The 11,031-nt window shown below is 69.8% G+C and carries 10 protein-coding genes; 3 read left to right on the top strand and 7 right to left on the bottom strand.

The window, feature by feature from the left end; genetic code table 11:
• Positions 1-88: 88 nt before the first annotated feature.
• The 4 genes from ACZ6NZ_RS11545 to ACZ6NZ_RS11530 form a co-directional block, all read right to left on the bottom strand.
• Entirely contained in the window at positions 89-1,012 is a 924-nt protein-coding gene (locus ACZ6NZ_RS11545) for a COG1361 family protein (RefSeq protein ID WP_465858013.1), read from the bottom strand.
• Between the two features lie 76 nt (positions 1,013-1,088).
• Entirely contained in the window at positions 1,089-1,634 is a 546-nt protein-coding gene (locus ACZ6NZ_RS11540) for a hypothetical protein (protein ID WP_465858011.1), read from the bottom strand.
• Positions 1,635-1,865: 231 nt separating this feature from the next.
• Entirely contained in the window at positions 1,866-2,888 is a 1,023-nt protein-coding gene (locus ACZ6NZ_RS11535) for a DUF4331 family protein (RefSeq protein ID WP_465858009.1), read from the bottom strand.
• Between the two features lie 168 nt (positions 2,889-3,056).
• Positions 3,057-4,316, bottom strand: a complete 1,260-nt coding sequence (locus ACZ6NZ_RS11530; protein WP_366611469.1) for a family 16 glycosylhydrolase — start codon at positions 4,314-4,316, stop codon at positions 3,057-3,059.
• A 391-nt stretch (positions 4,317-4,707) separates the two neighbouring features.
• Here ACZ6NZ_RS11530 and ACZ6NZ_RS11525 point away from each other — a divergent pair, with 391 nt between their 5' ends.
• Entirely contained in the window at positions 4,708-5,106 is a 399-nt protein-coding gene (locus ACZ6NZ_RS11525) for a hypothetical protein (RefSeq protein ID WP_465858007.1), read from the top strand.
• 6 nt (positions 5,107-5,112) lie between these two features.
• Here the strand turns inward: ACZ6NZ_RS11525 and ACZ6NZ_RS11520 are convergent, their stop codons facing one another.
• The 3 genes from ACZ6NZ_RS11520 to ACZ6NZ_RS11510 all read right to left on the bottom strand — a co-directional run bounded on the left by ACZ6NZ_RS11520 (position 5,113) and on the right by ACZ6NZ_RS11510 (position 8,983).
• Complete coding sequence (locus ACZ6NZ_RS11520) at positions 5,113-6,576, bottom strand: aminotransferase class V-fold PLP-dependent enzyme (protein ID WP_465858005.1); 1,464 nt, start codon at positions 6,574-6,576, stop codon at positions 5,113-5,115.
• On the bottom strand, positions 6,566-8,251 hold the full coding sequence (locus ACZ6NZ_RS11515; protein ID WP_465858003.1) for an ABC transporter ATP-binding protein/permease: 1,686 nt from the start codon (positions 8,249-8,251) through the stop codon (positions 6,566-6,568). The genes ACZ6NZ_RS11520 and ACZ6NZ_RS11515 overlap by 11 nt, the downstream gene beginning before the upstream one ends.
• Positions 8,252-8,362: 111 nt before the next feature.
• Entirely contained in the window at positions 8,363-8,983 is a 621-nt protein-coding gene (locus ACZ6NZ_RS11510) for a TetR family transcriptional regulator C-terminal domain-containing protein (protein ID WP_465858001.1), read from the bottom strand.
• Positions 8,984-9,051: 68 nt separating this feature from the next.
• Here ACZ6NZ_RS11510 and ACZ6NZ_RS11505 point away from each other — a divergent pair, with 68 nt between their 5' ends.
• Both ACZ6NZ_RS11505 and ACZ6NZ_RS11500 read left to right on the top strand, forming a co-directional pair.
• Complete coding sequence (locus tag ACZ6NZ_RS11505; RefSeq protein ID WP_366611479.1) at positions 9,052-9,768, top strand: SDR family NAD(P)-dependent oxidoreductase; 717 nt, start codon at positions 9,052-9,054, stop codon at positions 9,766-9,768.
• Positions 9,769-9,984: 216 nt separating this feature from the next.
• Positions 9,985-10,368, top strand: a complete 384-nt coding sequence (locus tag ACZ6NZ_RS11500; protein ID WP_465857998.1) for a hypothetical protein — start codon at positions 9,985-9,987, stop codon at positions 10,366-10,368.
• The last annotated feature ends 663 nt before the right edge of the window (positions 10,369-11,031 follow it).

Below are 11,031 nucleotides of genomic sequence, written 5' to 3'. Positions count from 1 at the left end.
CCATGATCGACTCACGGAACGATGCTGCCCGGCCGTTCCGGGGGGGAACGGCCGGGCAGATGAGGTGGGGCGGTGGGTGGTTGGGTGGTCAGGCCCACTGGGCCTGGCGTCGGCGGACGAGGTACCAGCCACCAAGGGTGACCAGCACGAGCAGGGCGATGCCGCCGACGGTGTAGACCAGCCAACTCGGCCCGCTGGACGTCGCGACGGTCATCGGCGCCGCGACGGGTAGGACGATCTTCCCGGTCGCGGTGCGTTCCACGGTGCCGCTGGCGAGCTTCGCGTGCACGTCCCAGGTCCCGGCGGGCAGGGCCTGGTTGACCTCGATCCGGACCTGACCGCTCTGGCCGGGCAGGATCGTCACGCCGTTGGTCACCTTGAACGGGCCGGCCTGGACCGCCGCCTTGGTCAGCGACAGGGTGCCGGTCATGTCCAGCGCGCGTTCGCCGGTATTGGTGACCTTCGCGGTGACCACCGGGAACTCACCGGTGCCCGGCTCCGCGGCCAACCCTTCGATCCGGAAGTCCGTTGGCGGCTCGCCACCGGGACCGACGTCGAGGTAGACCCGGATGCCCACCCGGTGGATCTGGGTGACGTTGCCGGTGCGCTCCTTCGTGCTGGTGACCTGCGCCCAGATCGCGGCGTACCGCTCGCCCTTGGACGCCTTCTTCGGCACGGCGAGCTCGACCTCGACCGGTCGGCGCTCGCCCGGATCCAGCCGCATCGTGGCGGTCTTCAGCCGGATCCACCCGCTCAGTTCGTTACCCGTGCGCCCCTCGGGCACGGTGAAGGCGTTGTTCTCCACCGACGCGGCGCCCGAATAAAAGTCGATCTTCTGCGTCTCGGTGGAGGTGTTCTGCACCTCCACGCGGCGGTTGATCGTCGTGCCGGGTTTCAGGTGATCCACGATGTAGACCTGGGCCCTCGGGTCCTGTACCCGACTGGCCGGGATGTCCAGCATCCGGATGCTGATCGCGGCCTCCTCGGCCGGGTCCTTTCGCTGCTCCCGCACGGCAACGGCTGGTGCCGCCGAAACCCCGAGCGCCACGAGGGCGACCGAGGCCAGCAGCACCAGCCGGCCGAGCGGCTCAGAACACCGAATGTGTCACCGTCCCGGTGTAGACACCCTGGACGGTGCCGACGGGGATGTTCACCACCAGGGTGGGGTTCCAGGTGGCGAAGTTGTTGCCGGTGCCTCCGGTGTGGCTCATCGCCGTCCGGGGCACGTTGATGATCACCTGCTGGGCCGCGGTGGGCTGGCCCGGTGTGAAGGTGCCGCCACCGGCGGTCGCCGTGGCGGGGCCGGACCAGTACAGAACGTTGATGTTCGGGATCGTCTCTCCGGAGGAGCCGCCGCCGGTGACGAAGTCGGTGGAGGTGACGTTGGCGGTCCAGTTGGGGGTGAGCGACCCGCGCTGGTCCAGCACGGTGACCGGGCCGAGCTGGCCGGTGACCGTGGAGCCCTCCACGCCGTGTCCGATGTTCGCCGTCGCCGGCACGGTGATCGACAGGCCACCGGCGGCGTCGACGGTGAGGGTCACGATCGTGTCGCCCGTGGTGTCCGCGGCGGCCGGTCCGGCGAGCGCGACGACGGCGGCGACGCCGGCCAGGCCCGCGAGAATCTTTCTGCGCATCGAGTCTCCTTTGTCCTAAAGAGCGCTGGGAAGCACTTAGGAGACTAACTACGCAAAACGCCCATAAGTGCTCGAATGGCACGAGCGTCACCCGTGGGCGTTCGATGATCGTGTGGGGCCGGGTTCTCGCACGAGCATGGATGGCCCGCCGCACGTGCGGGTCGTCGCGGTGGGCGCGCGCACGGCAAGGGGTTCGGCGCCGTACCGGCCGCCGAGCCCTCCGAACGGGATTCAGGCCGCGACCACGTACGGGAACGTGGCGGAACGCGCGGCCTTGGTGACCTCCGAGGTGAGGCCGGACGTGGTGCCGGTGTTGAGGACCAGGGAGAACATCACCTCGGGCGCGTTGTCGGCCAGGGTTCGTCCGTTGCGGACCGCGAAGCCGAAGTTCGCTGCCGTGCCGACCGTGTACGACAGCAGGTCGGGGTAGAGCTGCCGGGCGACGCTCCAGCCGTACGCCTGCGGGTCCGTCGCGGTGCCGTTCGCCTTGACCACCCCGGCGACCGCGTTCGCGATCTCCTCCCCGCCCTCGGTGAGGTCGTTGCCGGGGTGCCGGAAGTTGGCGGGGTCGGAGAAGTCGGTGTCGTGCGGCCAGAAGATCGGCCACATCATGGGGTGGCCGGCGCGGTTGATCTGGCGCCACCCGCCCGCGTCGGTGGCCAGCATGGTGCGGCACCACACGCCGATCTCGGTGCCGTCGCGCAGCAGCGGCTCGTCGTGGGACACCTCGAGGACGATCGACTCGACGGTGGTGCCGGCGAAGCTGTTCTTGGCCTGGTCGACCCGCCACGCCGAGCGGTCCACCCGCGAACCGTTCTTGACCGCGCCGTTGATGGTGGCGAGTTCGTCGAGGTCGACGAAGAAGGGGTCGGCGATCCGGCCGGCCCAGATCCGGACGTTGCCGCCGGTCGTCACCTCGCCGGTTCGCCCCTCGGCGATGGGGGTGCCCATCGCGGCGTCGTCGCGGGCGTCCGAGCCGGTGAGCTCGTACAACTGAAATGTCTGCCGGGCCTCGCCGTCCGGCTCGCCGAAGGCGAACCGGTAGGTGAGGTCCTCCACCGGGGTGCCGTTGATGTGAATCTTGATCTCGTAACGCGCCTCGGCGTGGAAGCCGCGCTTGATGTCGGCCTTGGTCACCGAGCTGTTCACGTCCATGACGAACACCGTGGCGCGGTCACCGTTGAAGACGTACAGGTCGTCGATGTACAACTGGCCGCCCTGAGCGGCCAGGGGCGTATCGAGGTGGTGCGACATGGGCTCACTCCCGGACTGCCGGATTCAGGACTAATCCGAACATAGTGGTCATGAGCCTGGCCGCTCCGCCCATCGAGTCAATCCGGTTCGAGGAGGTGGGCGAAGGCTGCAACGGCGCTGGGCCGCCCGAGTTCTCCTCGGACGGCCCGGGCCCTGGTGCTCGGCTGATCAGATCCGGGACCACTTCTGGTTGGCGGCGCCGAGGCAGTCCCACAGGTGCAGCTTGCCACCGTTGTTGGGGTTGGCCTCCCGGACGTCGACGCACTTGTTGGCATTGAGGTTGACCAGGTCACCGGCACCGTTGAGAGTGAAGCGTTGCGCGGTGTTGCCGTTGCAACTGACCAGGTTGACCTCGGTGCCGTTGGCGGTGCCGGCCCAGGCCGGGTCCATGCACTTGCCCATCGCGCGCACGGTCCCGTCGGACGCGAAGGTCCAGCTCTGGGCCGCCGTGGTGTTGCAGTCCCAGATCTGGAGCTTTGCGCCCTCGACCGGGTTGGCGCCGGGGATGTCGATGCAGCGACCGCTCTGCGCACCCCTGATCCGGTTGGTACCGGGAGTGGGCTCGCCCCCGCCGCCCGAGGTGTAACTGGACACCCGGACGTAGTCCACGAGCATCTGCTGCGGGAACTGGGTCGAGCCGTCGGGGTAGCCGGGCCAGTTACCGCCGACCGCCACGTTGAGGATCATGAAGAAGGGGTGGTCGAACACCCAGCGGTTGCCGCCGAGCCGAGCGGGGTCGACGCGGTGGTACTGCACCCCGTCGACGTACCAGGTGATGACGTTCGGCTCCCAGTCCACCCGGTACGTGTGGAAGGTGTCGGCGAGCGGCGCGCCGATGGTACGGCTGCCCGTGATGCCGCCGCCTCCGGAGTAGCCGGGCCCGTGCACGGTGCCGTAGACGGTGTTGGGCTCCCGGCCGATGTTCTCCATGATGTCGATCTCGCCCGCGTCGGGCCACCCGCCGCCGGTGCCGAGCATCCAGAAGGCCGGCCAGATGCCCTGACCACGCGGGATCTTGATCCGGGCCTCGAACCGCCCGTACGTCTGGGTGAAGGTGGCCGCCGTCAGCAACCGTGCCGACGTGTACTCGCAGCGCCCGTAGTGGCACTGGTAGTTGGCGGGATTGTCCCGGCGGGCGGTGATGACCAGGTTGCCCTGACCGTCGTGGACGGCGTTGCTGGTGCTGTTCGTGTAGTACTGCCGCTCGTTGTTGCCCCAGCCGCCACCGCCGGTGTCGAACCGCCACTTGTTCTGGTCGACGGGCGTGCCGGCGGGGGAGTTGAACTCGTCCTGCCAGCTGATGGGACCGATGGCGGCCTCGGCCCGGTCGGGGTGCGCCGGGACGACGAGCGCCGTCGCGGTCGCGACGAGGGTGGCCGCCAGGAGTACGAGCGGACGGAAGCGGAGGCTGGGCCGGGCTGTGAACACGGGAGGCTCCTCAGCTTGGGGGTGATGGAGGCGGTTTACCAGGATAGAGAGCGCTCTCTAAGCGAAGCATGTCGATATGGTGTCTTTCTGTCAAGACTGTTTCCAATATCACGACCGTCCGTTACCGCCCGATGCTGAGCGGTGAGCGGTGAGCGTGAGCGGCGAAGCGCCGAGGCCGGTCGTCGCCGTGGCATCGCTCGATGCCTCCTCGGTGGACGACGTCGACCCGTCGAAGAAGTTCGGCGCGGCCGAGGGGTTACTCGATAGCGGTCGAATCGACCCTTCCTATTGCCGTGGGCCGTCCACGCGGGACAGGATGACGAGGCGTGCCGGAAACTTTCCCGTAACCTGCGCGCTGCTGGTCTCTGTCACAAGGAAGTGGGAGTCAGTCATGAGCGAGGCGTCGACGGCACTGGGTGTGCGTCTCTACCCGGATCTGGTCGAGCGGGGTGGCCTGGCCCCCGCGCTGATCGAAACTGCTGCCCGCCACGGGCTCGACGTCGGCCGGGTGACCGCGCCGGAGCAGGGGCGGGCCCGGTTCACCTGCGCAGAGCTGCACTCCGACGAGGGCGTGGTCTGCGTGGGGCTGGGATCACAGGCCCGATACTTCATGATCGACCTGCGCGTCTCGGGAGAGGTTCTCGCCCGCGGCGACGTCATGGACCTGGTGCAGGTCGCCCAGGTGGCCGCGGCCTGGCGGGCCGGCCTGACGTTCGCCGAGCTGACCGCCCGGTTCCCGTTCATGGAGGAGATCAAGCACCGCCCGGCGCCGGTGGCTCAGGTCGGCTAGGGCAGGTCAGCAGCGCAGCCGAGGTGGCAGTGGTGACTGCGTACCGGCACTCCGGTTGAGGTAGGTCGACGCGACGAAGTCGACGAGGCGCTCCGCGTCGGTCGCGGTCGAGGCCAGTCCGAACGAGACACGGACGGCACCGCCCGTCGGCAGCCCCAGCGCGGCGAGGTACTCGTCGATCGTGTCGACCCCTGCCAACAGTCGCTGCCGCATCGACGTCCGGCTGATCCCGAACGCGCCCTCGGCCGCGCCCGGATTGCAGAAACAGCCGGTACGCAGGGAGAGGCCGGCCGCTGCCGCCTCCCGCGCCACGAGCCGTTCGTCGACCAGCGTGCCGTCCGGGTGGCGGAGGTTGAAGGTCACCGTGCCACCGCGCCTCGCACCCGTCGTCGGCCCGTACACCTGGACCAACTGCCCGCCGGTGTCGTGCCGCAGAGTGGCCAACCGCTCCAGCAGCCACTCGGTGAGCAGGCCGACCCGGGCGTGGACGAGGTCCACGCCGATCGAGTCGAGCCAGCGCAACCCGAACTCCACGTCCGGGATGCTCAGGAAGTTGAGCGTGCCGTCCTCGAACGCCGACTCGTCGTCCATCGGCCGGTGCCAGTCGCCCTGCACGCTCACCGCGCGGATCGTGCCGCCGGCGAACCACGGCCGGCGCAACCGGGCCAGCGCCGAACGGCGGGCCAGCAGCGCGCCGACCCCGGTGGGGTAGCCGAAGAGCTTGTACCAGCTCAGACAGACGAAATCCGGTCGGACGACGCTGAGGTCCAGCCGATTCGTGGGCGCGAAGGCGGCCGCGTCGAGCAGCACGTCGTAGCCTCGCCGCTGGGCCAGCTCCACCCAGCCCAGCGGGTGCTGCACCCCGGAGAAGTTGCTCTGCGCCGGGTAGGCGAACAGACCACGACGACCGGGTTGGCCCCACCGACGGGTCAGGCCAATCCGGCCGGCGTCGAGCGCCGCGACCAGGTCCGCCTCGGCGATCCGCAGCTCCGGCCCGTTCAGCGGCAGGTAGCGTACGGACGCGCGAGCCGACCGGGCGTACTCGCGGATGCCGTTGACCGAGTTGTGGTTGTCCCAGGTGAGCACCAGCGGCGCGGCCCGGCCGAAGTCGTACGCCTCGCCGACCAGCCGGCAGGCGCCGCTGGCGTTCGGGGTGAAGATGACCGCGTACTCGTCCGGGTCGGCGCGGAAGAAGTCGAGCACCGCGCGTCGCGCCGACTCCACCAGCGAGCCCGCCGCCACGCTCGTGGGGTTCTCCGAGTGGGGGTTGCTGTAGAGGCCGGCGAGCAACCGGTCGTGGTGGGCGCGAACCTGCGCCTGGGCGACCACCCCGGCTCCGGCGTAGTCGAGGTACACCTGCCCGTCGGTGTCCAGGTGTCGGTACTCGGTGGCGCGAAGCTCGTCGATCCGGCCGGTGGCGGTGTATCCCGGCAGCGCCGTGGGGGAGGCGGGCTTCGGGTCAGGACGCACGACGGGGATCCCGTCGGAGCAGGACCGCCCAGGCCGCGCCCAGGAAGAGCAGCACGAAACCGCCGAGCACCAGCCAGTCGACCCACACCGGCCGGGAGAAGCTGTCGCCGTACGTGGCCAGCAGCGGCGGGCCGAGCGGGGAGCCGCCGTCGCGCCAGAGCCGCTCCACCCCGGCGGTGTGCCCCAAGCCCTCGAACGCCCACCGGTTCGACATCGCGTAGCTGAGCCACTGACCACCGACCGCCATCGCCGGCACCGGCAGGATCGCGCCGACGAACAGCACCTGTGGGAAGCAGAGCATCGGCAGCATGAGCGTCGCCTGGGCCGCGTCGGACACGGCCGCGGAGCAGAGCAGGCCGAGGGCGAGCGCCGCCGCCGAAGACAGCAGCAGTGTCGCGTACAGGGCGGCGAAGTCGGCGCCGCCGACCGGCGGCAGCCGGTCCATGCCGCGCAGCACCCCGAGCAGGGCCAGGTCCACCAGGGCCAGCAGCGGCAGCAGCACCGCCACCTTCGCCAACAGGTACGGGACCAGCCGGACACCGGCCAGCCGTTCCCGGCGCAGGATCGGCAGCTCGGTGCAGATCTGGAGGAGCCCGTAGGTCAGCCCGAAGAAGAAGCCGCCGAACGCGATCCAGAACAGGATCATCACGGTCACCGTCGGGCTGGGTCTGGTCGGCTCGAAGGCCCCCGGGCGGAACAGCAGCGCGAACATGCCGAGCACCATCAGCGGCGAGCCGAGCAGGATCGCCAAGGTCAGTCGGTTGCGGAGGACGATCTCCGTGTTGCGCGCGGTGAGGACCGCCCACTGGCGCAGCCGGCCGACGCGTCGGGACGGCGTCGCGGCGACGTCACCCTCGTCGGGTGTACGGGGCGGCTGTTCGGGCGCGCGCTGCTCGGCGAAGCGATCGGGCCACTCGGCCGGCTGCGTCGTCTCGTCGAGCCGGAGGTGCACCTCGGCCAGGGAACGCAGGCCGAAGAACTCCCGGGCGGCGGTCGGGGTGCCGGTGAACGCCAACCGGCCCTGACGGGTCAGCACGACGACCCGGTCGCAATGGTCCACGTCGGTGAGCTGGTGAGTGGTCAGCACGACGGTGGTGCCCGTGTCGGCGAGCGCGCGGAGCACCCGGAGCAGCTCCACGGCGATCGCCGGGTCCAATCCGGAGGTGGGCTCGTCCAGGAAGAACACGCCGGGTCGGGTGAGCAGCTCGACGGCGATGCTGGCGCGCTTGCGTTCACCACCGCTGAGCAGGCCGACCGGCGTGGCGGCCCGGTCGGTCAGTCGCAGCTCGGCGAGCACCTCCGTGACCCGGTCACTGATCTCGGCCGGCCCGGCGGTGGAGCCCAGGCGCAGTCGGGCGGCGTACCGCAGGGTGCGGGCCAGGGGCAGCTCGCGGTGGATGATGTCGTCCTGGGGAACGACACCGATGGTGCCGGCCGTGGTGTTGCCGTCGTACGTGACGGTGCCCGCCGCCGCTCGCCGCACCCCCGAGAGGATCTCCAGCAGGGTGGTCTTGCCGGCGCCGCTGGCACCGATGATCGCGACCAGCTCGCCCGGCGCGATGGTCACCGAGACGTCGGTCAGGATCTGGCGACCGCCCCGGACGCTCTGGACCAGCCCGTGAGCGGCAATGCCGACACCGGCACGTGGGGGAGACGTGGTCTGCTCGGTCGTCATGGCGAGTGCTCGATCCGGTCGGGAGTGGTCCGCCTGAATATCGTGCCTCGCCGATGTTACTGAGTGGCCGCACAGCGCGCCCGGAGTGGACGGTCAGCGACAGTCGTCCGTTCAGCCGGTGGTGCTCCGTGCTGGTGCCGGCACCTGGAGGAGGTCGAGGCAGTTGCGCCACAGCGTCTCCAGCTGGGTCGGATCGTTGAGCAACTTCGCGAGCAGGACCCGCCCCTCGATCTGCGCGACTATCGATCGGGCGGCCTCGCGGCTGTCGACCGCCGGGCCGGCCAGTCCGCGCTCCTTGGCTTCGACGACGACCTGCTCGATGAGGTCGATCTGCTCCTCGAAGATTTCCTGGAGCCGACCGCGGATCTCCTCGGCCTGGTTGCTGAGTTCGAGGGCGAGGTTGCCGAACAGGCAGCCCGCGACCACTCCGGCTTTCTGCTGGCCGACGCGCTGGACCTCCTCGGTGGCCTCGAACAGGTCCCGGAGACGCTGGAGCGGGTCGCGCCCGCTGCCGAGCAGCTGCTCCCACTGCCGGCGCTGGGTGACCCAGTGCTCGTCGATGACGGTGCGGGCGAGCGCCTGCTTGGACTCGAAGAAGTAGTAGAAGCTGCCCTTCGGCACGCCCGCCGCCGCGCAGATCTCGGCGACGCCGAGCGCCGAGTAGCCGCGCTGCTCGATGAGCGTGGCGGCCGCGTCGAGGATTTTGTTCCTCGCGTCACTGGTTCGACCCATGCCTCGACGATACACGACCGGTCGGCTAGCTTTTAGTAGACCAGTCGTCTAGTGAAGGTCGTTTCCTCATGAACAGCAGTCAGGGTCAGAAGGTCGTCGTGATCACGGGCGCTTCCCAGGGCATCGGCGCCGGCCTCGTGGACGCCTACCGCAAGCTGGGGTACGGCGTCGTGGCGACCTCACGGTCGATCGGCGCGTCCGACGACCCGGAGATCGTCACGGTCCGGGGTGACATCGCCGAGGCCGACACCGCGGAGCGTGTGGTGCGTGCCGCTCTGGACCGGTTCGGGCGGATCGACACTCTGGTGAACAACGCCGGTGTCTTCGTCGCCAAGCCGTTCACCGACTACACCGACGAGGACTTCGACCAGGTCACCGGCATCAACCTCGCCGGCTTCTTCCACCTCACCCAGCGCGTGATGCCGCACCTGCTGGCCAGCGGGGCCGGTCATGTCGTCAGCATCACGACGAGCTTCGTCGACCAGCCCAACTCGAACGTCCCGTCGGTGCTCGCGTCGTTGACCAAGGGCGGCCTCAGCTCGGCGACCAAGTCGCTGGCCATCGAGTACGCGGGTCGCGGTGTCCGGGTCAACGCCGTCGCGCCCGGCGTCATCAAGACCCCGATGCACCCGGTCGAGACGCACCCGACGCTCGCGGGTCTGCACCCGGTAGGCCGGATGGGCGAGACCAGCGACGTCGTCGACGCCGTGGTCTACCTCGAGTCCGCACCGTTCGTCACCGGCGAGATCCTGCACGTCGACGGCGGACAGAACGCCGGTCACTGATCCCTGCGAGACCGCGCGGGCCGCGGGTTCGGCTGATGTGGCGGGCAGATCCGCGCCGGTGGTGTGGATCTGCCCGGCGGGGTTGTCATTCTGACCATCGAGCCTGACCGGGCGCGGTCGATGGGCTGACGGCGTCACCCGTCGCCGAGCGGCGGCAGGTATGAACGGCCCGGTCAGGGGAAGACCGGCCGTCCGCCGCCGAACAGGAGAGCCGGGATGAGAGCCGTCGTGTACGCGGGCGTCCGGACGGTCGCGGTGCGGGAGGTGCCCGACGCGACGCTGGAGGCGGAGACCGACGCGCTCGTCCGCATCACCTCCACCGCCCACGGTCACGAGAACCTGGTCGCGCCCTGGGGCGCGCTGTTCAGCAAGGGGGTCGCGGTCCGGTTCGGTCGCACCCACGACCGCCGCTACACCGTCCTGCTGCGGGACCTGGTCGTCGCGGGTCGGGCACGGCCCAGCGTGATCGTCACCCATTACGGCACCCTGGCCGACGCCCCCGAGTTGTACCGCGGCGGTCAGCCCGGCGCGGTCAGCCCGGCGCGGTCAGCCTGGCGCGGTCAGCCGGGCACGGGTGCGGGTGCGGCACGGGGTGGTTAGGAGGGGCGCAGTACTGCTTTGGTCAACCCGTCCTCGCGGCGGTCGAAGCCCCGGCTGACCGCGCCGATCTTGCAGTTTCGGTTGTCGAGATGGGGTGATGTGCCCCTTGTGTCGGCACAGAAAGTGCAAGATCGCGGGCGGGGGGCGGCCTAGGCCCGTCGATCATGGAGTTGTGGTGCCTGCTTTGTCTTGTTGTGAGGAGATTGTCACCCAGCACAACTCCATGATCGACGGGGCGGCATTGACGGGGCGGCGTTGACGGGGCGGCATCGGTGGGGCGGCGTTGGTGGGGCGTTCCGCTGGTCGAGGGCGGTTCGTGTGGCTGAGGTGGGGCGGAAACTCTGTCACTGCTCCGCTGGGCTCGGTGCCTGCGGGTCTCTGGCGGTGCGCTGATCGTCAAGGCGCTGGGGTGCTGGCCCGAGCCTCGGTGTCGAGGGGGCGAGTCGAGCACGATCGTGAGGGAGTGCCCGCACCGACGCTCGTGCGCAGTGCCGGGGAGGGGGCCGCCGAACGGGCCGATCTCGCCCTTAAGGGGCGTTAAGGAGCATGTCCGGCTGCTGGTGGCGGGTCTGGTGGGGCGATCATCGTCGATGCGGTGCCTGTGCAGAGGCGTGGGTCACACCGTCGGCCGGGGAGTCTCGTGTCATCGTGGGCGAGGTGCCG

Source organism: Micromonospora sp. NPDC047756, from assembly GCF_055587245.1.
Note: the sequence above shows the minus strand (reverse complement) of the source record. Positions and strands in the feature narration are given on the sequence as shown.

Excerpts from the sequence above, each read along its gene's own strand:
- ACZ6NZ_RS11540 (WP_465858011.1), bottom strand. The coding sequence starts at position 1,634 with ATGCGCAGAAAGATTCTCGCGGGCCTGGCCGGCGTCGCCGCCGTCGTC.
- ACZ6NZ_RS11515 (WP_465858003.1), bottom strand. The coding sequence starts at position 8,251 with ATGACGACCGAGCAGACCACGTCTCCCCCACGTGCCGGTGTCGGCATT.
- ACZ6NZ_RS11525 (WP_465858007.1), top strand. The coding sequence starts at position 4,708 with ATGAGCGAGGCGTCGACGGCACTGGGTGTGCGTCTCTACCCGGATCTG.
- ACZ6NZ_RS11500 (WP_465857998.1), top strand. The coding sequence starts at position 9,985 with ATGAGAGCCGTCGTGTACGCGGGCGTCCGGACGGTCGCGGTGCGGGAG.
- ACZ6NZ_RS11505 (WP_366611479.1), top strand. The coding sequence starts at position 9,052 with ATGAACAGCAGTCAGGGTCAGAAGGTCGTCGTGATCACGGGCGCTTCC.
- ACZ6NZ_RS11510 (WP_465858001.1), bottom strand. The coding sequence starts at position 8,983 with ATGGGTCGAACCAGTGACGCGAGGAACAAAATCCTCGACGCGGCCGCC.
- ACZ6NZ_RS11535 (WP_465858009.1), bottom strand. The coding sequence starts at position 2,888 with ATGTCGCACCACCTCGATACGCCCCTGGCCGCTCAGGGCGGCCAGTTG.